Annotated in this window: 21 protein-coding genes; 8 read left to right on the forward strand and 13 right to left on the reverse strand. The window is 38.0% G+C overall.

Annotated features, from left to right (window positions below; genetic code table 11):
* Positions 1–7: 7 nt before the first annotated feature.
* The 3 genes from HUW48_RS00535 to HUW48_RS00545 form a co-directional block, all read right to left on the reverse strand.
* Positions 8–541 (reverse strand): hypothetical protein, encoded by a 534-nt coding sequence (locus HUW48_RS00535; RefSeq protein WP_182411411.1) that lies wholly within the window; start codon positions 539–541, stop codon positions 8–10.
* Positions 542–1,231: 690 nt separating this feature from the next.
* Entirely contained in the window at positions 1,232–1,525 is a 294-nt protein-coding gene (locus HUW48_RS00540) for a putative quinol monooxygenase (RefSeq protein WP_182411412.1), read from the reverse strand.
* A 100-nt stretch (positions 1,526–1,625) separates the two neighbouring features.
* Positions 1,626–2,486, reverse strand: coding sequence for a helix-turn-helix domain-containing protein (locus tag HUW48_RS00545; RefSeq protein ID WP_246343461.1), 861 nt, complete (start codon positions 2,484–2,486; stop codon positions 1,626–1,628).
* Between the two features lie 648 nt (positions 2,487–3,134).
* Here HUW48_RS00545 and ltrA point away from each other — a divergent pair.
* Positions 3,135–4,451 carry a group II intron reverse transcriptase/maturase gene (ltrA, locus tag HUW48_RS00550; RefSeq protein ID WP_182411413.1) on the forward strand — a complete coding sequence of 439 codons (1,317 nt, stop codon included), beginning with the start codon at positions 3,135–3,137 and terminating at the stop codon, positions 4,449–4,451.
* Between the two features lie 44 nt (positions 4,452–4,495).
* On the opposite strand, the gene HUW48_RS00555 is transcribed toward ltrA, so the two are convergent.
* A complete protein-coding gene (locus HUW48_RS00555) occupies positions 4,496–4,942 on the reverse strand; it encodes a hypothetical protein (protein ID WP_182411414.1) in 447 nt (148 codons plus the stop codon).
* Positions 4,943–5,544: 602 nt separating this feature from the next.
* On the opposite strand from HUW48_RS00555, the gene HUW48_RS00560 reads away from it, so the two are divergent.
* Positions 5,545–6,105: a recombinase family protein gene (locus tag HUW48_RS00560; RefSeq protein ID WP_182411415.1), complete on the forward strand. Its 561-nt coding sequence runs from the start codon at positions 5,545–5,547 to the stop codon at positions 6,103–6,105.
* A gap of 210 nt (positions 6,106–6,315) precedes the next feature.
* On the opposite strand, the gene HUW48_RS00565 is transcribed toward HUW48_RS00560, so the two are convergent.
* The gene (locus HUW48_RS00565; protein WP_182411416.1) at positions 6,316–6,561 is read right to left on the reverse strand and encodes a hypothetical protein; all 246 of its coding nucleotides are present in this window, start codon (positions 6,559–6,561) and stop codon (positions 6,316–6,318) included.
* A 145-nt stretch (positions 6,562–6,706) separates the two neighbouring features.
* Here HUW48_RS00565 and HUW48_RS00570 point away from each other — a divergent pair, with 145 nt between their 5' ends.
* From HUW48_RS00570 to HUW48_RS00595, 6 genes are all read left to right on the forward strand, one after another.
* Positions 6,707–7,069: a helix-turn-helix transcriptional regulator gene (locus HUW48_RS00570; RefSeq protein ID WP_182411417.1), complete on the forward strand. Its 363-nt coding sequence runs from the start codon at positions 6,707–6,709 to the stop codon at positions 7,067–7,069.
* The gene (locus HUW48_RS00575; protein WP_182411418.1) at positions 7,059–7,601 is read left to right on the forward strand and encodes an ImmA/IrrE family metallo-endopeptidase; all 543 of its coding nucleotides are present in this window, start codon (positions 7,059–7,061) and stop codon (positions 7,599–7,601) included. The genes HUW48_RS00570 and HUW48_RS00575 overlap by 11 nt, the downstream gene beginning before the upstream one ends.
* Positions 7,602–7,702: 101 nt before the next feature.
* Positions 7,703–8,764 (forward strand): PDDEXK nuclease domain-containing protein, encoded by a 1,062-nt coding sequence (locus HUW48_RS00580; protein WP_246343462.1) that lies wholly within the window; start codon positions 7,703–7,705, stop codon positions 8,762–8,764.
* An 11-nt stretch (positions 8,765–8,775) separates the two neighbouring features.
* The gene (locus HUW48_RS00585; protein WP_182411419.1) at positions 8,776–12,564 is read left to right on the forward strand and encodes a hypothetical protein; all 3,789 of its coding nucleotides are present in this window, start codon (positions 8,776–8,778) and stop codon (positions 12,562–12,564) included.
* A gap of 209 nt (positions 12,565–12,773) precedes the next feature.
* On the forward strand, positions 12,774–14,015 hold the full coding sequence (locus tag HUW48_RS00590) for a DUF4238 domain-containing protein (protein WP_182411420.1): 1,242 nt from the start codon (positions 12,774–12,776) through the stop codon (positions 14,013–14,015).
* Positions 14,016–14,391: 376 nt separating this feature from the next.
* Complete coding sequence (locus HUW48_RS00595; protein ID WP_182411421.1) at positions 14,392–14,703, forward strand: putative quinol monooxygenase; 312 nt, start codon at positions 14,392–14,394, stop codon at positions 14,701–14,703.
* 57 nt (positions 14,704–14,760) lie between these two features.
* On the opposite strand, the gene HUW48_RS00600 is transcribed toward HUW48_RS00595, so the two are convergent.
* From HUW48_RS00600 to HUW48_RS00635, 8 genes are all read right to left on the reverse strand, one after another.
* The gene (locus HUW48_RS00600) at positions 14,761–15,003 is read right to left on the reverse strand and encodes a hypothetical protein (protein WP_182411422.1); all 243 of its coding nucleotides are present in this window, start codon (positions 15,001–15,003) and stop codon (positions 14,761–14,763) included.
* A 352-nt stretch (positions 15,004–15,355) separates the two neighbouring features.
* Positions 15,356–15,526: an integrase core domain-containing protein gene (locus HUW48_RS27525; protein ID WP_182411502.1), complete on the reverse strand. Its 171-nt coding sequence runs from the start codon at positions 15,524–15,526 to the stop codon at positions 15,356–15,358.
* 43 nt (positions 15,527–15,569) lie between these two features.
* Positions 15,570–16,466, reverse strand: coding sequence for a mechanosensitive ion channel family protein (locus tag HUW48_RS00610; protein WP_182411423.1), 897 nt, complete (start codon positions 16,464–16,466; stop codon positions 15,570–15,572).
* Positions 16,467–16,957: 491 nt separating this feature from the next.
* Positions 16,958–17,866, reverse strand: coding sequence for a YihY/virulence factor BrkB family protein (locus HUW48_RS00615; protein WP_182411424.1), 909 nt, complete (start codon positions 17,864–17,866; stop codon positions 16,958–16,960).
* 202 nt (positions 17,867–18,068) lie between these two features.
* Complete coding sequence (locus tag HUW48_RS00620) at positions 18,069–19,301, reverse strand: cation:proton antiporter (RefSeq protein WP_182411425.1); 1,233 nt, start codon at positions 19,299–19,301, stop codon at positions 18,069–18,071.
* A gap of 322 nt (positions 19,302–19,623) precedes the next feature.
* Positions 19,624–20,190, reverse strand: a complete 567-nt coding sequence (locus HUW48_RS00625) for a hypothetical protein (protein WP_182411426.1) — start codon at positions 20,188–20,190, stop codon at positions 19,624–19,626.
* 20 nt (positions 20,191–20,210) lie between these two features.
* A complete protein-coding gene (locus HUW48_RS00630; protein WP_182411427.1) occupies positions 20,211–21,437 on the reverse strand; it encodes a DUF2254 domain-containing protein in 1,227 nt (408 codons plus the stop codon).
* A gap of 235 nt (positions 21,438–21,672) precedes the next feature.
* Positions 21,673–22,683, reverse strand: coding sequence for an endonuclease/exonuclease/phosphatase family protein (locus tag HUW48_RS00635; protein WP_182411428.1), 1,011 nt, complete (start codon positions 22,681–22,683; stop codon positions 21,673–21,675).
* Positions 22,684–22,769 lie beyond the last annotated feature (86 nt).

The raw sequence follows: 22,769 nt of genomic DNA on the forward strand, positions 1-22,769 counted from the left end.
CGTAATCCTAAACTTCCAGGAGATAGGATGTATTTCCTTTTGAAGTTTCCTCAAATCTTACTTTAGCTAAATACCATTCTTTTAGTATCCTCTTCAAATCTTCCTTGTGTTGCTCTGATTTAATCCAAAAGGCAAATTGGTATTTTACATTATTATAAGTGAATTCTAAGTTATTATCCGTACCATTTTTGTAGGTTATAGTCGAGGTCGAAATAACTTCCTCTCCAAATAGATGTTTGATATCTATTCTAATATCTGTTATTTCATTTAAAGTAAATACAGTTTCACCAACCTGAATGGAGGTTTTACATAGTTTTAGCTGCTTTTGGAATCTTCCATCTAATCTTTCTTGACCCTGTTTAAAATAGTGCCATTTCCAATAAAAGATAATAGACGTAATAAATGGAATGATGGAGTAGATAGACCTCAATTCTAAAATATAAAATATTACCACTATTCCGAAAAAGATAAAACACAAAAGCATGTACCTTTCTTCCAGGTAGGACTTATCCTTTTTTTGATATGTTACACTCTCAAACATTTTTAATCCTAACGGACTTGGCTAAGGCACGCCTTAGTGTGCTTTAGGCTTTGTTGGGTGAAGTTGTTATTGATTTACTTTATCAATTTTAAACTTTCTATTGATGTGTCCTTATTACTTTTTAATTAAAATCCTTCTTACTAACAAATAGAGAGACAATGCCAGAAGCAGCATTGTCATTAGGCTAAAAATGTACAACCGCTGTTTATCATTGAACACAACTATAAAGATAATCGAAAGTGTGGCAACACACCCAATCAATACCATTACATCTTTTAAAGAGTAAACCTTAAACTTTATAAGGGCATATATCTTTGCATAAACATAAAATGGTAGCCAAAAAGAAATAAGGACAGATATGTAGAGCAGAGCTTCTGATTTAATAATGTCACTTAATGATATTGCCAAGGCTCTATTATTTTTAAATATTCAGTTACACCCAACGTTTTGCGGCTTGCCGAAGGCGGGGTTTTTTAGCACAAAAGTTCAATAGAATTACTACTATTGAACCTTGCAGAAATGTTTAATAGAAGCACTTCAGCCCCGCTTTTGGCAAACCCTTGTTGTGTGCTGGGCTTCTTCGTCAGTCTAAGCTTAATTTATTTCCACGCTGTTTTAAACATAGGAAGCCTGTCCAAATTCCTTTACAGAACTTTGACAGGCTGCCATTTTATAATAATTGTGGTGTATTTATTTAGCCGCTAAAACGTCCAATTTCTCAATAGATGGTGCAGTAGCCAACAATTCAGGTGCATTTTCCATTAACGCCTTTGCAATCTTGCCACCAAGATGTGCTTCTCTGCCTTCTTCATCTGAAAAAGTGTCAAAAATGCCAAATGTAGAAGCGTCAATACGGAACGCATACCATGTAATAGTACGCGCTTCTTCATTAGCAAGTGGCAATGCACTTGTAATAAACTCTTCAACATTTTTTTCTTTTCCACGTTTTGCTTCTAGTCGAACTAATAATCCTAATTTTTTCATGTCTTTTTAATTCTAAATTAAAACAATTTTCTTTTAACAAATGTAGCTCATTTAAGATTGTGAGGCTTTTTTATTTAGTTCAAAAACTTATGAAAAAAGGTCAAGTTTTCATAATGTTTTTTGGACTGTAACCAAATTCATTTTTAAAGGCTGTGCTAAAATTTGATAAGCTGTCATAACCAAAGTCCATATAGATTTCTGATGGTGTCGCTTCATTATTAAGCAATAATTTTTTGGCTTTGTTGAGCCGTTTTAGTTGAAACCATTTTCCTGGAGACTCTTGATATACTTGTATAAATTTTCGCTTAAAAGTAGACAGGCTCATATTGCATAGAAAAGCGACCTCATCAATATTCAAACTCGTGTACAGATTTTTTTCAATGACCATTTTAAAAGATAATTCTCTTTCATTGATTAACAATGAATGTAGATAAACAAAAAAAAATTGCCCATACTTATCAGCCAGATACAGCATAATTTCTTCAAATTTCAATTCCAGAATCTTTTGAGAGATTGTTTGATTCAAGCCATGAATTTGTTGAATAGAATTAATAAAATGCATAATAAAATTGTCTTTTTCTATAAGGAAATAAGGACTACTGGTGGCTGCTTTATTAAAATCATTTGGGTTAAATAAATGCCCATATTTCAATAAAAAATTATTAATGTTTTTTTGAGAAAAGAAAAAGAGTAGGCAACTATAACTATTTGCCCCTATAATTTCTGTTGTTAAAAAATTTCCCGATGCAAGGAGTAAGGATTGTGTATCATCTATCGAAACGATGTCATTTGAAAAGTGAATGTTCTTTTGTCCGTCCAACAAAAAACTGAATACATTTTTGTTTAGGTTAATCTTATTTTTGGAAACATGTTTATACACTTCGTAGTTAGTAATTTGTAGGTCTGATGTCTCCGTGTAGTTATTTTCAAATAAATGTTCTGGAAAATTTGTAATGTCCATAATATTGTTGTCTTAAAAAACATTTTGGTATGGCAAACATATTAATTTTTATTTCAAAAATTGTTTGCTAAAGTTTGGATGAATAGGTCGTTTAGCCTTGCACACAACGGCTCTGCTAAACGACGGTTGAGGCCGTCGGCCGAGACTGACGTTTAGGTTTGGTGTGTGCCCAGCATGGCACGGGTAATATTTCGAAAGAAAGATACTCAGATTATCCAGAGGGTGCAAGTCCCTTATCGGCGAGTTGGTGCAGCCGATTAGTAAGCCGCAAGGTGGTTGGAGGTAACTCCAGCATTGAAGGAAGCGGGACTACAAACTTCTGAACGGACGAACAGAAACGGCATAAGAGGCACCGAGTCGTGGGTAAGCAAGCACCTCTTTGTAAAGCCCTTGACCAACAAACGACTTGGTGTAGATGCCGCTGGATTAGAAGGAAGGATAAGTGTCTTACCTGGGGAGGTCTCCCCACTACGGGTTAGCTAGGGAGAAGTCAGCAGCGGCCATAGTAGTCACGGGAAACGAGCCGTAAGCACTACGGAGGTCTCACCACGTGATGAAGGGCCAAACGTTAAGTTTGTTCCCAATGTGGTAAGGAGGCGAGTCCAGTCTTACCTTAAGCGGAACAAGGATTACCCTTAAAGTAGTAAGATGATTGAGAAAGTACTCCACCGGGGCAACCTGCTCCAGGCTTACCGCCAAGTGCGGGCCAACCAAGGTTCGGCCGGGGTGGACGGTATGCCCGTGAGTAGATTAGCCGCATACCTGCAAGTCAGCAAAGATCGGATTGTCACGGCTATTGCGAATGGCAGCTACCTTCCTCAGCCCATCTTAGGAGTAGAAATACCCAAGAGCAACGGTCAGAAACGCCTGTTAGGCATTCCCACCGTCACCGACCGGCTGCTGCAACAGGCGGTAAACCAAGTCATCGCGCCCTTGTTTGAGCTGGCGTTCAAACCCTACAGCTACGGCTTTCGCCCCAATCGGAATGCCCAGCAGGCAGTATTGCAGGCTCAGAAGCATATCCATGCCGGTTACCAGCATATCGTGGACATGGATCTGAAAAGCTTCTTCGATGAAGTAGATCACTGCCTGCTCTTGCAACTGGTATACCGCAAGGTTAAATGCCCGCTCACCCTGCGCCTGATCCGCAAATGGTTGCGGGCTCCTATGCTTATCCAGGGAAAGCTAACCAAACGCCGCAAAGGGGTACCGCAAGGCAGTCCGTTGAGCCCGCTGCTCTCCAACATCCTGCTCCACGAACTGGATAAAGAGCTGGAAAAGCAAGGCTGGCGGTACGTGCGCTATGCCGATGACTTCAGTGTTTACACCAAAAGTGAAGCAGCAGCCCGACAGGTGGGCAACAGTCTTTTCCTGTTCCTGAAAAACAAGTTGCGATTACCCATCAATCGGGAAAAGAGCGGCATTAGACGACCAGTAGATTTCCAGATACTAGGTTACCGGTTTGTGCCCACTTACCGGAAAGGGGACAAAGGTAAATACCAGCTGGTGGTGGCCGAAAAGGCTTGGGTTAAGCTCAAACAAAGTCTGAAAGCCATTACCCGCAAAACCACACCCAGTACCTTTGAGGAGCGTATGGAGCAACTCAAAGAAGTGCAGCGGGGTTGGGTCAACTACTTCCGTTTGGCTAGTATTCAGGGAAAGTTAAAAGAAGTGGATAGTTGGTTACGCAACCGGCTGCGCCATTGCATTTGGCATGACTGGAAGAAACCCGAGCGGAAAAGAAAGAACCTGATACGGCTAGGTGTTCCGGCGGGACAGGCTTACGCCTGGAGCCGGACCCGGAAGGGCGGCTGGGCGGTGGCCCAAAGTCCGATGCTGGGGACTACCATTACCCTCCAGCGACTGGTAAAGAGGGGATATGAATCGTTGCTCGATTACTACAAGAAAGTAGCTCTACAACTTAACGAACCGCTGTATGCGAGACCCGCACGTACAGTGGTGTGAGAGGCGCTCCCTGCTACCTATCGGTGGCAGGGCCGTCTACTCGATTAGCTGACGAGATTCTTTAATTGATAATCGTAAAAACTTCTTGCTTCTTCTTTCGCGTTCTCGTTAATATTATCTGAAATACTTATCTGACGGAGAAGTTCAATGTTTTCATTTTTCTCTTTTGGGTCTGATAAAGAGTTAATTATTCTATTTAACATCAGCACACTCAAAACAGTTGGCTCCCTTTTTAGAGATAAATACAGTTGCTCTTCATATTGTCCATCGAAAGTCTCTAAAGTATGCACAATTGTACCAGGTGCCCCAAAGTCAACATCAGGATAATTTTCCATCAATTCAAATAATGAAGGTATTACTAAATGGGCATCCTCATTCTCGAACAGGTCTTCCAAGATGTTGTCCAAAAGTATATCGTTACTTTCAGGTGCATCTTCATCAACAGGTATAAACCTCTTCAACTCTTCTATTATTTCTACTGTTTTCTTCATTTTGTTGGCAGCTAACTAGCGGATAAACGGAGTTGTTCCGGTTATCTGCACTATGGCTGGAGTAGGAATACCTGCTTTCAGGAGGCTTGTAAGGGTGTTTTTACTAGTTAAAGTGGCTTGTTTCATATTATAAGTAATATATACAATATTCTCCAATTATCCTGCCAGCTCCACTTTTTCTTTCCCAAATAACTTTTATCTGAAATGAATTCTTTCTTTAGAGTTGATAGGCTCCTTAAAACGACTATTTGTAATCAATAGGAAAGGTATTTCAGACTAAAAGAAGGGAATATATGGGTTGTACTTGGTCTTTTTAGAAGCCTTAGCCGATTAATAAACGGTTATAAACGTTTATATCCGTTTATAACCGTTTATTAATCGGCTAAGTAGCCTTTTCAGGAGGGAGTACGATGCTGTTTACTAAAGAAAGTTGCTTTTTAGTCCTAAAATACGTTGACCATTCATCTCACGAAACGACCGTTTTACGAGACGAAATCTGAGCCTCCAAAAGGAGGCTTTTTTCAGCTAAAAACCGTATCAAATGACCATCTCATAAATCAAAAGTATTTTTGTATATTTGAGATGGCATTCGTGAGACAAATATGAAAATAGGTTACGCTCGGGTCAGCACCCAGGACCAAAAATTAGAACTGCAATTAGACGCTCTCACCCGGCAGGGATGTGAGCTGGTGTTTCAGGAAAAGAAATCAGGTAAGAACAAGGAACGGCCGGAGCTGGAGAAATTGCTGGGTCAACTTCGGTCCGGCGATACGGTGGTGGTGTGGAAGCTAGATCGGCTGGGTAGGTCCTTGCGCGATTTGATTGACCTGGTAGCCGAGTTTCAAAGTAGGGGAGTAGACTTCGTGAGTTTACAAGACGGCATCAACACGGCTACTTCCACTGGTCGATTTACTTTTAACATCTTTGCTTCTTTAGCCGAATTTGAACGCGAGATTATTAAAGAACGAACCAAAGCAGGCTTAGTGGCAGCCAAAGCTCGCGGCCGAGCAGGAGGGAGGCCTAGTGGTTTGACACCCGAAGCCATGGAAAAAGCCAGGTCCGCGAAAGTTCTTTCCGAATCAGGTAAGCGAGCAGAGGAGATTGCTAAGATACTGGGTATCTCTCGAGCTACTTGTTACCGTTATCTTGGATTGACATTTTAAATTAAGTCAATTGCCGCCATATCAAGTAACTAAGATGATTACGCAAAATTTCCACTTGAATTAAACTTATCCTCTCAATTTTTTCTAATCCTTCCCATTTCCCAGAGAGTTTCCAAAGTTCGTAACAAGTAATCCATTCCTATAACTATGGGATGAAATGGTACAAAGCTAATTGTCACATAATGCAACAATTAGCTTTTAAGGCAATATTCAACGTCCTTTATTTGATTGGGAAAGAACAGATGCAGCAAGCACTTTAGTCTCATTGCTATACTTTGAGCTGGATAGCGCTTTTGATGCAATATCTTCTACTTTACTTCCAGTCTGATGTCCTTTATTTACTTGTGATAAAGCAGATCCGGCAAGTGTCTTGGCTATTGAAGAAGCATATGGATCAGAAAGAACTTGCGCAGCATGTTTAGCAATATTGGAGGATGTAGATTTTTTGTTAGTCATAGGTTTTGTATATATAAGTTTTAACTATATACGAAAATATATAAATAAGTTTTTAAAAGCAATCATTTTTAAAAAAATTTATGTCAACTATCACAAACAATGTTTGTGATAGTTGACATTGTATACTAAGTTTATATATTTGCGTATGAGTTATTTGAGTCAAATAGAGTTTTATGTGGTGATAGGCCAGAATATCCGTGCTTGCCGTATGAAACTTAACATGAGCCAGACTGATCTTGCTTCTAAAATAAATTTAAGCAGAACATCTATCGTCAACATTGAACAAGGAAGACAACATCCATCCTTGTACTTACTAAGTCTGATAGCCAATGTATTAAAAATAGGAGTACATGATTTAATTCCTAACAATGTAGTTCCTGCATCCAAAGATGAAGAACTCAATAGCGTTTTAACGAAAGCCATTTTTAAGACTGGAATAAGTGAAAGTTCCCAGGAAAAACTTAGAAGCTTTACAGATAAAATTATAAACTCTGGAAATGAATCGTAAAAGATTAAGGCAAATAGAAAAATGTGCTGAAGATAGTCTAAGGATGTTCGATTTATATTCCGAACCTATAGATGTCTCCGCATTAGCTAAAAATTTAAATCTTAATATTATCTATCATGATTTAGCCGAGGATATTTCTGGACTATTGATTACTAATTTAGGCCAATCAACAATTGGTGTAAATTCTAATAATATAGAATTTAGGCAACGATTTACCATTGCGCACGAGATAGGGCATTATTTACTTGAACATCAACGTGAAGGAGTGTTTATTGATAAGCCAAGTAATCTATTTACTATTGTGTATCGTGATCAAAATTCATCAACGGGTGAATTTCTACAAGAACGTGAAGCTAATGCATTTGCTGCAGCCTTATTAATGCCAAGAGAACTAGTGAATTTAGCTATAAAAAATACTAAATTTAACTTTGAAGATGATCAAGTAGATGTAATTCAATGCCTTGCAATTAAGTTTAAAGTTAGTAGTCAAGCCATGGGATTTAGATTAGCTAATCTGGATTTACTTTGGTAAAATAACCGTTTTCTTAATGTTATCTGATTTCTCTTTTCCCCTCTACTTTGCATTTCTATGCAATTAGTTAAACTTTTTCGCTCATTATAAAACCTTTAAAATTGAATTTGACTTTTTATACATCTTTACTTGAGGATGTCAAATCTCGTATCCGGATAGCCCAGACGAAAGCAACTTTGGCCGCTAATGCAGAGATGATTTTCCTATATTGGGATATTGGTCAGCTGATTTTCCAACGCCAACAGGAACAAGGTTGGTCAGCCGCAGTAATACCTAAACTGAGCAAAGACCTGAAGAATGAGTTACCGGAACTTAAAGGGTTCTCTGAACGCAATTTAGGGCGAATGCTAGCCTTTTACCGGGAATATCCACCTGAAATCGAGCAATCTGTAAATTTGCCACAGCCCGTGGCAAATTTACAGATTGCTAAAATGCAATTGGAAATTGTTGCTCAACTTCCATGGGGGCATAATTTATTGTTGATTGAAAAAATCAAAGATATGCCTACCCGGATGTGGTATGCCCAACAAACTATCCAAAATGGCTGGAGCCGGGATGTATTAAGCTTAATGCTTAAAAGTAGCCTGCACACAAGACAAGGCAATACAATCAATAATTTTGCTGAACAACTTCCTGATCCGCAATCAGACCTAGCTAGACAAAGCCTTAAAGATCCGTATATTTTTGATTTCCTGACCCTAACTCAACCTTTTACTGAAAGAGAACTAGAGGTAGAACTTACTCGGCATATCGAAAAATTCTTATTGGAGTTAGGAACTGGTTTCGCTTTTGTCGGCCGACAGTATCATCTGACAGTAAGCAATCACGATTATTACTTGGACTTATTGTTTTATCATCTACATATGCGATGCTTTGTAGTGATTGATCTAAAAAAAGGAGAGTTCAAACCTGAATATGCTGGAAAGATGAATTTTTACTGTTCAGCAGTGGATGACTTGTTAAGACATGCAACTGATGGTCCCACCATCGGGTTAATTCTTTGCCAGACCAAGGATAAAGTGATGGCTGAGTATGCCCTTCGGGATGTAAAAAAGCCAATTGGCATTTCTGAATTTGAATTAACGCGTGCTCTTCCCGAAAACCTCAAGTCAAGTCTGCCTACGATTGAGGATATTGAAAATGAATTAACCCATAATAAATAAAATTAAACTATATGAAATTTATAGATCGACATGATATTGAAAAGTGGGCAGAGCGATATGACTCAAAGGGTTACTTGCCGTACTTAATTTCAAGACTTGTGCGATCTACTACTCCTTTAGGTACATTCGTAGAGTTTCCTGACGGTAGCAGTACATTTATTGGGGGTTGGGATGGTAAGGTGATTTGTAATGAGTCAACCCCATACGTCCCTGCCGGTACGTCCATGTGGGAGTTCGGTACAGAAGTAAGTTCTGCTGGAAAAGCGAACAGAGACATGGCAAAACGGACAGCAGATACGCTCGGATATGAGCCATCAGAATGTACCTTGGTTGTAGTTACTCCTAGATTTTTCAAAAAGAAAGATGAAGTCAGACAGAAGAAAATAGCACTTGGTATCTGGAAAGATGTGCTTATTTATGATTCTAGGAATTTGGAAGAATGGTTTGAAATAGCTCCCGTGGCCTCACGATGGTTTTCAAGTTACGCTAAAAAATACCCTCCAGACGGAATTATAACTATTGAAGAGTATTGGAAGGAATGGGCTACAGGACCGATTGGCATACTTCCACCAAAAACGGTAACAGCAGGAAGAGAGTATGAATCTGAGCAACTTCTGAAATTTCTTCAAGGAGCTCCAGCAATTTTACCTGTACAAGCTTCATCAAAGGATGAGGCTGTTGCTTTTATAATCGCAGCAGCTATGCAGTTCGAAAAAGCACATCAAGAAGCATTTGCCGCAAAGGCACTTGTGGTGGATACGCCTGCAAACTTCAGAAGTATCCGAATAAATCAGTTTGGATTAAATCTTATTGCGAAGTTTGATCATCCACAAGTTTTGTATGCAGGTGTTGCAGATGGTCATCATGTTTTAGTACCATTAGGAGCAGATGACACCTTCAATCAAGACAAGTTGGTTTTGCCATTAATTGATCGGGATGGATTGGTTGAAGCATTAAAATTGATGGGGCTATCTGAAACGACAGCTGCCAGTTATTCAAAGGAGAGTGCTCGAAATATAACTGTTCTAAAAAGGCTCCTAAAATTCCATCAGTATCAGTTAGAATGGGCTGAACCTGAGAATGCCAAAGAGATTATTCCCGGAATGTTGATTGGCAGATGGAATGAAAAAAACAAAGGCGATATTGAGCTTATTGAAAAGTTGGCTCAAAAGGATTACAAGAGCTTTATTAAGGAAATATCGAGGTGGAATGATCATGAAACCCCACCATTTATAAAAATAGGTGAAACTTGGCGATTGACTTCACCCCTTGATGCATGGGCTCATTTGGCTGAACATCTTTCGTCAGAGAACCTAAACACTCTTAAAGAATGTTTTTTCGAGGGATTTAAATATGGTAATCCTACGCTAGAACCAGATTCAGATAAAGCCGCTTTTACTCAGTTCTTATCTAAAGAAAAAAAGTTTTCATCATGGGCTCGTGAAGGGCTAGTCCAATCATTAATTCTTATTGGTTTATATGGTAAGGGGTTAAAAATTCTAGATATGGAATCACCTCAAATATGGGTTGATGACATTATAAATGAGTTACTGAATGATGCAGACGGTCAATTGTGGTCTTCATTAAATAATGAAATGCCTCTTATTTCCGAAGCTTCTCCCAATAGTTTCTTTAATTCCATTTTTGATTCGCTTAAAAAATCCCCTTCTCCATTGTTAGAAGTTTTTCGAGAGGTTGAAGGCTTTATAACTCCAACTAGTCATCATACTGGTCTGCTTTGGGCTTTAGAGGGTCTGGCTTGGGATCCTGAGTATTTGGGTGATTCAGCTTTAGCTTTAAGTAAATTAGCTCAATTTGATCCAGGTGGAGCTCTTTCTAATAGACCAATCAACAGCCTGGTGGAAGTTTTCAAGCCTTGGCATTATCAAACTTTGGCGAGTTTTGATGAACGCATGAAAACTGTTCGTCAAATTGCTGCTATAACCAAAGAGATCGGCTGGGCTTTACTTTTACAAATGCTGCCTCAAAGTCACGGAGTTGGTCATCCGACCCATAAAATGCGTTGGAGAATGCTTGATCATAGTTTTGATAAAAACTATACCTACAAAGAGATTTGGGATACCCACTCCGAAGTGGTTAATATAATGGTTTCTGTTTTTGACTATTCGGAAGGCCAATTATCTGACATTCTGGAGGGCATCATTAATTTGTCTATTCAAGACCGGGAAAGCTTACTTTCCTTTTTGGATTCCGAATTAGATAAAATTCAACAAGTTGAATATACTGCTTGGCACACTTTAAGAAATAAACTTTCTCATCATAGATCATACCCCGATACTGAATGGGCTTTACCCGAAGATGAATTAAAGAAGCTGGAAATCATATATGAACGGTTAACACCTAAGGATTCTATATTAAAATATAAATGGCTCTTTGACGATCATTGGCCAAGATTTCCTGAAGGAGATGGACGTGAAGAAGGACAAAGTGAAAGTCGACACGATCAAATGCAAAAGAAGATAGATGATCGAAGAGTCGAAGCACTTAAAATAATACTTGAGGAATATGGATTAAGTAAAGTTATTTCTTTGAGTCAGTCTATAAAAGAGCCTTGGTCCTTAGGAGATACCTTAGCCAAGATATCAAATGATGAGGTATTAACAGAAATTATTGGATTGTTGGATACATCGGATGATAAGGTTCTGAGATTCGCTCAATCATTTATTTATCGAAAGTCAATTCTAAAGGGAGAAGAATGGACACTTAATTATTTCGAACAGTTTGATAAAAAGCAAATAAATGACAAAGCACTTGCTAGGTTTTTCATACCGCTGAACCAAACAAAAAAGTTATGGGACTTTATCAACGGATTCAATAAAGGAATCAAAAATGAATATTGGCTTCATATGAACCCGCGTTTTTATCTTTTAAAACAGGATGAGATAATATACGGACTCAAAGAGCTTTTAAATCACTCTAGATTTATTAGTGCAATTGATGTTGCTAGCCATTCAACGGAAGAAATTCCATCAGATTTAATCGTGGACATTTTGATAAAGGCGGCTACAGTTGAATCTAAAGAGACAGCTCGCCTTCATGGTTATGAGGTTGATAAACTTTTTGAAGAAATTGACAAACGCTCTGATGTGGAACGAGGAAAAATGATCCACCTCGAATGGTTATATTTATCAATATTGGCGTCATATGGTAATAGAAGGAATCCACGGGTATTACATGATGAGCTGGCAAATAACCCAAAATTTTTCTTAGAAGTACTAAAATGGGTTTACATGCCCAAAAACAAGGAATTAGTAGAAGAAGAACGCCAAGGCTTGTCTGATGAAGTTATTGGGAATAGAGCTATGCAAGCCTATAAGCTTCTTGACTCTTGGAAGAGAATTCCTGGAGTAAATGAACAAGGTGAAATTAATAAAGATAATCTGCAAAATTGGGTTAAAGAGGCTAGAAAATTAGCCCAAGAAGCTGATCGTATAGAAGTAGCTGATGCGCAGATTGGTCAAGTACTGGCACAATACCCTGAAAAAGAACCAGATTGGCCACCTGAGGAAATATGTGAAATTATTGAAACGGTTAATACAGATAGTATTAAAAGAAACTTTTCGTCAGCCACACATAATAAAAGAAGCTTCTCGTCAAGAGGGCCATTTGATGGAGGTAATATAGAAAGAGGCCATGCAGAATATTTCAGAAAGCTTGCTAAGGGACACCGTAGAAAACACCCAATTATTGCCCGAATCTTTGATGGATTGGTTGATGGATATTTACGTGAAGCCAAAAGAATGGATGAAGAAGCAGAGAGGAGTAAATTAGATTATTAAGCTTAAACTATACGATAAGGCATAAAAGTCAGTCTGGGGCTAAAAACCTTGCCCATAGTTTAAACCAGTATGTTGTAGCTTATCAATTATGCAAAAGTTAGAAACATACTTTCTTAAACATTATACATTAGTAGGTACCTATCCATTACAATAAGCTAATAATTTTAAATTAAATTATTCTAATATACTTTTAACTAATCAGCTATTTCATGGCTCAATCCAAAAAGCACCACATAATACCGCAATCCGTTTTACAGAACTTCAGTTATCAAAATAACAAGAAGCAAATTTATGTCTATGATAAAAAAAGATCGAATTTATTTTTAAGTTCAATCGTAGATGCCGGAAGTGAGAATCATTTCAACTCTATAAAACTCGGTGACTTAGATCTTAACTTTGAATCATTTTTTGATACTAATGATTCTTCACTTGCGACAATTATAAAAAAGATAATCGACAAAGAAAGTATTGCCGGCATAAATACTAAAGAGACTAAAACTCTAATTAGATGCATAGCTTTTCAGCTAATGCGTACCAAGATACAGCGGACAACGTTTGTTTCTTTCCACGAACAATTAAAGATGCGGATTGAAAATGAAGGGTGGTTATCTGACATACATATCCCATCAGAGCAAGAGGCTAAACTTTATAATCTAGCACAGCTATCCAACATTGAAAAAATAGCTAAGAGTTTAGACGATAAGATTATCCTATTATATAAAACACACTCTCAACGTTATTGGATCACAGATAATCCTATAATTGTATTTAATAGCTTACCTTATGGTGATAATGATATAGAATCTAGAGGAATTCAAATATATTTCCCAATTTCTGAAAAATTTGTATTGTGCCTCTTATGTCCTTCACATTTGGAAGAAATTAGTATAAAGTACCAGTCTTTTAATTCTAAACATATAATTGATACTCAATTAATAACTGACAACCACTTTGAAACCCAAATAATGGAGTCAAGAGGTATTAGTTTTCTTAAATACTTACAAATTTCTTCATCTTCAAGATTTATTTATAGCAGTGACAACGACTTCCTTTTCGCTACAGAAGTTTTGAAAGAATTTCCCAAATATAGGGAAATCACATCACAAGGAGTTGTTGGTGAAGTTGGTAAAGGGCCATTACCGCAGAAGAACATGCCTAAAGGTGAATACCTGGTTGTGCATGGCAATAGATTTAACCATATGATAAAAATCAATGTGATAAAAGGGCATATTACTGCAAAATTTATTGCTAACGATTCAGAGGCTATGAAAAGAGTTGAGAATGATAAACCACATCGAAGCGCTGAGATTTATTCAGATGGTAGAATAAATAAGCAAATACCTAACCCGCAATTTGATAAGTTTACTGTAGATGAAAAAATACATTACGAGTTAAGTTATAAAGATAAATCTATCGAAGCACTCTTTAAAGAGATATTGAAAGAAAAGTAGTTCATAAATCTTAAAGGAATTATTGTACAGGTAAACGGAATATATATTATAAATTTTTATAGAATACACCCACTATTAACAATGTCTTTATAAAATTGTGGCTAAAAATTAAGCATTCAAATTCAAATGACCAAAATAAAATACGAATTCTATTGAACATAAAATTAGTTATGAGGACAAATTAATTTCCTGAAATTCAACCCCTCAAATAATTCTTACAGAAAAGCCTTTCTCTTTATTTACCGTATGTATCTTCGCTCACCCAGTCACATCTAGGTTGAGTTAACGTGATTTGTATCGGCATTATAACGAAGGATGTCTACTGGCTAATAGCAACCTTAACAAGTAAATTACTCCCTTAAAACTGATTAGATACATGAACAAATACGGATTACACGGAAAACTAAAAGCTACCAGTGGCAATGGCGAAAAGCTAGCTAGTATTCTGCTAGAAGCATCCAAGTTGGTTTCCACGGCCCCAGGTTGCCATCTTTATATTATTAGTAAAGATAATGTGGACGAAAATGCGGTTTGGGTTACCGAGATCTGGGATAGTAAAGAAGACCACGATAATTCTTTGCTGGTGGCCGGGGTGAAAGAACTCATTTCCCAAGCGATCCCGCTGCTGGATGGAAAACCTGAAAAAGGACAAGAATTGGATGTTTTAGGCGGAGCCGGAATCAAGTAATGGGCAAAGAAAAAGTATAGCGGCAGAACTGTACTTTTTCTTTGATCAGCCTAAGGTCTAAGCGTTATCTTGCTCACCTTCTGCTGTTTTTTTCTTCCGGCCGCGATAGCCACCTCTTTTCTTCACTTTCAATTCACCCGAGCGCGCTTGATTCACCAGATTTTCTAGTTCAGCTAAGCCGCTTTTTTGGTTCGTGACATAACGCTCCAGACTGGTGGTTAGAGCTTCTAAAAGCTCTTTGTTTTGCTGCGCTTCTTGCAGGGTTTGTACTATTTCGTTAATGTTTGCTTCTTTGGCCATTTAGGTAGAGTTTATCCCGCATCAAAGATATTGATAGTGGGCTAGAAAACAGTAACATCAAACGCATCTCATAAATTATAAATTTAACTTGATAGATGAGATGCTCTTTTGAGATATCTATTTTGCAAAAAAGACCAAGTTGCACTTAGTCTTTTCCTTTATCATTTTTAGGTCGTTTTCCGAGATGATTTTTTACTTGACCCGTCCTAAAAAAAGTAGACCTTTTGGTTAATCCTTACTTAGGTTGACCATTATTGGTTCGTGTTGTTTTTTGTTACTAGCCAGCATTGTTAAATACTTTTGTTATAGTAGTTTTCCATCTCCGCTTCAGTTATCCTGTCTAGCGGTACGCCTACTCGGGAGCAAGCATATTACAACTTAGGTGTGGACGCTTGTAGTTGTAGAGAAACACCGCTTGCTCCAGCACCCGTTGCGCCTGGATGAAAGAATACACCTTTTGGTGGCTCAGGTATTCTTGCCTGAGAATTCCTTTTCCCCTCTCGGAAAATTCAGCTGAATACAGTTTATTTCCTGTTGTAAAAACTCAAATATAATCCCTTATAAATTCAGGATGGTTTATTTTCTTTTATTTGAACAGCTAGGGGCATATCCTGATACGTTTTTAGCTCCTGTATATTAGCTGGTAGTCCAAACCCATTAGTTAAAAGGGCTTTTTTCACTGCCTTTATAACTTGACCCTTTACATCCAAAATTCCCCTTTTGTAATCATCGGTATCGGTCCAGAAGAAGGCTCTAATATTTACTGTATTGGTAGCCAACTCTTCTGTAACCACAAAAGCTTCAGGTTGAGGTAATACTTCCAGTACCTCTTTCATTGTATCTATAATCAATTGTTCGGCCGTATCCACATCATCACTATAATCAATGCCCACTAAAAAATCTAGCCGTATCAAGTTATCTTGAGTCATGTTTGTAACTTCCGACTTAAGGACTGTGGCATTGGGAATATAGACATCCATGGTATCAAAGGTTTTAAGATGAGTAGTGCGCATGTTTAAGCTAACTACATGCCCTCTATATTCTCCTACTTTAATAGCATCGCCCACTTTAAATGGTGCATTAAAGGCGAGGATAAAACCAGCTAAGAAGTTCTCTCCTATGTCTTTGAAAGCAAATCCTATGATAAAAGCAGAAACCCCGGCTCCCGCCAGTAAACCACCAGCAACCCCCGTCAACCCGATTGTTTGTAGGGCTAAAAGGAGGCCTATAATCACAATAGTTATTTTGGCAACCTTTGAAACAAAAAGGACAGACAGGGGGTTCTGAGCGTGCGGGGCCACCCTATTGTCGACTATCTTTTTGACTTGGCTGGCTAGCAAGAAGGTCACCAGCAGTATTAGTATAGCAATACCTAACCTGGGTAGTACAAAAATAAACTGTTCCCAGTACTGTTCCAATACATTAAACAAGTTGGTGGTAAAGCGGTTTGTATTTACTTGCATAAGCTTCATAATACATATATAATCTGGGATAATAATGAGCAATATCAATTACTTATAAAGTAGAAACTACCAAACTTGATATTAGTTTGCAAGAAAGATTATGGTTAAACTTGGTTAAATATTTAATTTAAGCTGCTTAGGATATCGTAGTAGTTTAAATTGCCATCATAACGAACAGCCTGGACGGAAAGCAGCCATCAGAATATTATATTTAGCTTTGCTGATTTTCTTTTTGCTCCCGGAAAATAGCACTGTCACTGGTCGGCTCGTCCAGTGTATTGTTAGTTTTTGGCACGAAACGGAGCGACACTAGAATTGGAAAATGGTTGGACCTAATATGAAATAGATTCGTTCTCAGAAAAATAGTTGCTTTGTGAGACAAATAGGTTTAACCCACCTTTTTTGAAAAAATTGGCCGTTTATAAATCTAAACAGAGTGTTTATTCTTATTAGTTTTATATTTATATGAGATTTCTAAAGCAATTTTAATATTAAGTGTCTTTTTCAATCTCATGTTGTTGTACTTTAACGGCATACTCAGCGGCTTGTATTCCTTTGTCATTTTCCCGGGAATATACTTGCGTAAATTCCGCTCCGAGCAGTAAAATAATAGAAGTATAATACACCCAAACCAACAGTATTACCACTGAACCAGCAGCTCCGTAGGTATCACCTAGCGGCTCATATTGCAAATAGATATTGATTCCATATTTCCCAATAACAAAAAGGACGGCAGTAACAACGGCTCCTACCCATACATTCGTCCAACGTATTTTGGCATCGGGTAAGACTTTAAAAATAGTAGCAAAGATTACCGTACTAATTAAAAGGGATACAAACTGGTTACCTGCTATTACGAAGTAGACGGCAATACCGGAAAAAGCTTGTTGGATATAATCGTTCAAAAGCCCCAGAATAACTTCGATTGATAGAGATACCAGCAACAAGAAACCCAAACTGACTACCATGGCTAAGGAAAGAAGCCGGCTAATTATCAATTTAACCCAACTCTTCCCCGGTTTAGCTTTTACCTCCCACATAGTATTTAGGGCATCTTGTAAAGCCACAAATACGGTAGTGGCGGTAAAAGCCATGGTGCATACACCTACTATAGTACTAAAAGTGCCGGAGGAAGATAAACTAGCATTTTCAATAATACTTTGAATTTGCTCCGCACTATTGCGGCCCACAATGCCACTAATTTGGTCTACTACTTCCCCCCGAACAGCTTCCTGACCAAATGCAGCTCCCGCTATCCGAATCATAATAATGAGTACTGCCGGCAAAGAAAAAATGGTATAAAAGCCAATAATGGCCGCGTAGTCTAAAGGTCTATCTTGGGCAAATTCCTGAAAAGTAAGTTTAATTAATCTCCAAGTTGGTTTATATTTTATACCCATTGTAGCTTAAGGTAAAAAGGATAGATGTATTTCTTGAACAGGTTACCTAAACTTCCTCAACTAGAACCGAAGTAAATACAGTTAAGAAAGATGTTTTTTTAACATGGGTATTTGTTGCTTAAGATTAAAAGGTTCTCGTTTGATAGAGAGACCTGCTTATTTTCTTAAATAAGATTCAGAATACTTTAGATTGTACAACAAGTCAGGTTAATTTTTGAACTACTTTACTTAAGGTTAGCCCTTGCACAATTATTGAAAAAAGAACCACTATGTAGGTGATGGAAACAATGAGATTACGCTCCATTTCCGTCTCCAGCGAAAGAGCAAGTGCGATAGAAATGCCTCCTCGCAACCCGCCCCAAGTCATAATTACTAATGTACTGGCCGAGTATCTCTCCTTAAAGCGAAAAACAAAAGAAGGTGCCATTAGCGATACATACCTAACTAAAATAATCAGGGCAATAGAAATCAGGCCAACATAAATGTACGCCCGATGAATAGGAATAATGACCAATTCTAGACCAATTAAGACAAACAAAATAGCATTCATGATCTCATCGATCATTTCCCAGAATTTATGAATGTAATCGTTGGTGGTCTTGGACATAGCTTCGAGGGCGCCTTTGTTCCCGATAAATAAACCAGCTACCACCATGGCTAAAGGACCAGAAAAATGAAAAAGTGGAGCTAAAACTGTACCGCCCATGACCAGCGCTAAAGTCAATAGTACTTCTGTTTGGTAATGGTCGATGGACTTCAGCATGCGGAAGACCACATAACCGAGCAGCAAACCTAATAAAAGGCCTCCGCCCACTTCAGTAAGCAATAATTCTAAAATTTCAATGGGCTCTATCTCACTGGCTCCTTGACGGGCAAAATTAAAAAATGTTAGAAATATGACTACTCCTACTCCATCGTTAAACAAAGATTCCCCGGTGATGCTGGTTTCTACAGATTCAGCAATACCTGCTTTTTTTAAGATAGATAAAACGGCAATCGGATCAGTAGGGGAAATAAGGGCACCAAACAAAAGACAGTAAATATAAGCGACGGGCTGATAAAGAAAGGGAAATAATAAGTAAAGTAAAGATCCCACCAGAAAAGTAGAAATCAAGGTGCCCACAGTAGCAAAAACAATAATAGGGCGACGGACCCGGCGTAATTTTTCAATATCAGTGTGGAGCGCTCCGGCAAAAAGCAAGAAGCCCAACATAAAGTCTAATAAAAAACGAGAGAAATTAAGCTGGGTTAAGTTTTTCTGAATAAAAGTTATTCCTTCCGGGGCAACGCTTCCAGCTAATAATATCACCAGTGATAACAGCAACGCCAATATCATCAGTCCAATGGTACCCGGTAGTTTTAAAACCTTAATATTTAGATAAGCCAGAACGGCCGATAAGGAAATAATCAGGGAGAACAGCTCTAATGAATTCACACAAACTTGTATTTACACATCGCCATGGCAGACGTAGTTAAGTAAGAAAATACCAAACCGCAAATTAACTATTTCGGTTTGGGCAGATACGCGCGGGTCATCATATGCCTTTTTCCTAAAAATGGGGCAGCCAACTATTACCGGAATATTAAAATAAATAGGTTAAAAGTAAGGTTTAAATAACTTAAATTTTTCATGTGTTCTTGATAAAAATAAAGAGATCAAACATACTAATGCCTGGTTTGGGTATTATACGGAGCAAAGATTTGGAAAGAATAGCCCTTTGAGTTTCCGATTCCGTTGCTAGAATTGCTAAAGCAACTTAATTAAAATTAGGTTGCTGCAAATTGTAGGTTAGGATAGCCGTTCCTAATCGGCTGTTAAAACCCATGATCGGGCTAGTTGTGATTAATTGATTTTTTACCCGGTTTACTTGGGTAGAACTACGAGATAAATAGTTTTTATTGCCTATGTTGGCGTAATCTTTACCCTCCAGCTTTTTATCGGTTGCCGATACAATTATGCCTTTTTCATTCGTAATCACGATACTTTGAAAGTTTTTTTCTTTTACCAGATCGTTGGCATATTGGCTTACCTGCGAAATATTTTTATTCAACATTTCGGTCCGGACGGCCCATACAAAAGGTTTAGCTAAGTGCATCAGATGTTCTTCGTGCGTAGTAAGAATCATTTTGTAAGCCTGGTTTTGCAACTGCTGTCTTTCCGTTGCTGCTTCATTTTTTAAATTATTTATTTGTACCGTTTTCCAAATCCAAACGGAGGCCAGAAGAACCAGAAATACAGCAGCCAGTATTAACAGATTTCTTCGATGAGGATTCTGAGGGAGAGAACTATTTATGTTGTCTGGTTTTACATTAGTTACATCCATAGGTATAATTACTTAGTTGTTTATATAGTACGTGCGGCGATAGCAGATCGGACACTCTCTTGTAATTTCTGGAGAACCGAATCTTGATTAAAGATTTCGAGTTGATTTAATAGCTGATCCAACGCTTGCTGGATTAACCGGTCATTTTTTCCATAATCCCAGATAGGTAAAATGCAGCTAGAAAAAATTTCTCCAAAGGATTTCTCCTTGGTATAAATACGTACTACACCTTTTACATCCTCAAAATTTGTTTCAGGAAAGTGCTGAGCCCGATAAGCTAACAGATCCGTTAAGGCATGTAAACTAAGTACCGCCGTGCCCGGATCGTTAATACCGGGGCTTAAGGCCTTAATAGCTACTTCCATTAACTGCCTAAACCCATAATAATAATTTTTATCAATAACTTCTCCCGGCTGAATATCAAGAGTAACCGAAATACTTTCTTCTAATTCGGGCGAGATACTAGAATTAATATGGATAACCAACAGGGGAGTGTTTTCTAAGACGTAGGTGCCGTTTGGATAGAGGAAAGAAATTATGATATTTTCCTGCTCACAAATTTTTACAAGAGATTTTCTTTCAAATCCTTGAAAGACTCCGGAAACAGGCGCATTGATAGTAAATCCATCCGATTGAATGTTTATGAATTTGGTTGAAGTACTTAAAGGGCAATCTTTGGTCAGTACTTCTTTGGTTTGCTTATAAATGCGGTCAATAATGGTTTCGTATTTAACAGATTGCGTGATGTAATGGAGAAAGTAAATGAATAAGAATATATCCAGCACCGTAAAAAAAATCAATAAATAAGTACTCAAGGCAGGTACATGCACTCCAGAATCGATGTCCCGAATGGTACTAAGCAGAAATAAGGCGTAAACAATGGTACCAATGTAAAAACCTAAAACGATTTGCTGAAATCGGTTTCCTATCAGCTTGTCCAGGGTGCGGTTACTTAGTTGAGAAGCCGCTTGGTTCAACACAATCATCACCATGGAAAAGCTGAATACCGTAAGGGAGATGATGCCACTAGCTACCGTTGAAATGATATTTCTAGCGGTATCCGCATCTTTCAAGCGAAGCCATTGCCAATGGGCTTTTATGCTTTTACCCGTTTCGGAGTAGTCAAATTCCAGCATTACCCAGGAAAGAAGCAAAAATGAGAGCGCAGTAATAGCCGGGAAAAAGGCAATGCTGGTAATTGTTCGGTTTATTTGCGACTTCAGCCATTTAGTAAGATAGTTTTTCATAAGCAAGGAAGCCAAATTCATTCAACAAAATGAACAAGCCTGTATAAAGGACAGAAACATAAAGAGCCTAACTAGTAATTGTCAGGCTCTTTATAGGGTGCTATATTCATAGCATTGAAAAAGACGTATTTATTCTACGGGGTATGGTAAGTTTACGTTCGAAATCTTTAGGTATACAGGTTAAAAAGAAGGGTGGACTTGCAACCTCCTTACAGATTAAATAGATATAATAATGTTATCTCTTAGGCAATACCAACTGCACAAATATCGGAAAGTGGTCTGAACCAAACTTTTTCAGGTGTGCAATGCTTATAAGCTCAAATTGGGGATTAGTAAAAATGTGATCAAGCGGCCAACGGAAAACAACAGAATTTGCATTGAAGCTGTTATATGGCCACCGGCCGGAACGCACATCTTTCAATTCGCTGTTTTTTCGAAACAACTTACCTGTTTCAGACCAAGCTACATCATTAAAATCACCTGCCACGATAGCTGGTAGCTGCTCTTGTTTTATCATTTGTGCTAATTTACTTAATTCGCCTGCTGCTTGCCCTGTGTTATCAGGATATGTATCGCTTGGAACCGGTGGAACGGGATGCTCACCATGAAACATGAAAATGCGTTTATTTGGCATTTCTACTTTTGTGTGTACTGATGGCACTGTTGGTTTTTCCAAAAACAACACTTTAGGATCTATCAGCCGGTATTTCGAAAATAGTAGCAAGCCGTATGTGTTATCCAGCGGGTATTCTACTGCATAAGGATAAGCTTCGTGTAAAGGTTGCATAGCCTGCTGCCACCATTTATTGGTCTCTACCAAAAAAACAATATCGGGGTTAGCGTTATGAATGATGTTGAGTAGCGCATCCACATTTCTATTTTCCATGAATACGTTGGCAATGAATAAAGCTAGTTTATCTTCAGGTTTTACCAACTTATGCTGATAAGATCGAACTTCTGTTTTAGATATGGGCGTATATGGCACCACAAACCATCCATGTATAACAACAGATAGTAAGATCGCAAAAGTTAATATTCGAGTAAATAGCGTCCATTTTTTTATAAAAAGCGGCATTAGCAGGATGCATATACAACCTAATACTAATAGCTGCTGTCTTGGGAAATTGGTAATCTTTATCCACCAAATAGATGTGTTATTGTAAAGCGTAGACAGAAGCGTTATAAGAACGAGTAAACAGGAAATAAGAATAAATACAATAAAGGTGAGCTTCTTTACAACTTTCATCTAACTAAAATAATTAACTAATAAAAAATCTATTTCAGATTGTTTTATTTCCTCCTGTTTTACCATATACAAATATGTTATCCATA

It is taken from the genome of Adhaeribacter radiodurans (assembly GCF_014075995.1).
Taxonomy (GTDB): Bacteria; Bacteroidota; Bacteroidia; order Cytophagales; family Hymenobacteraceae; genus Adhaeribacter; species Adhaeribacter radiodurans.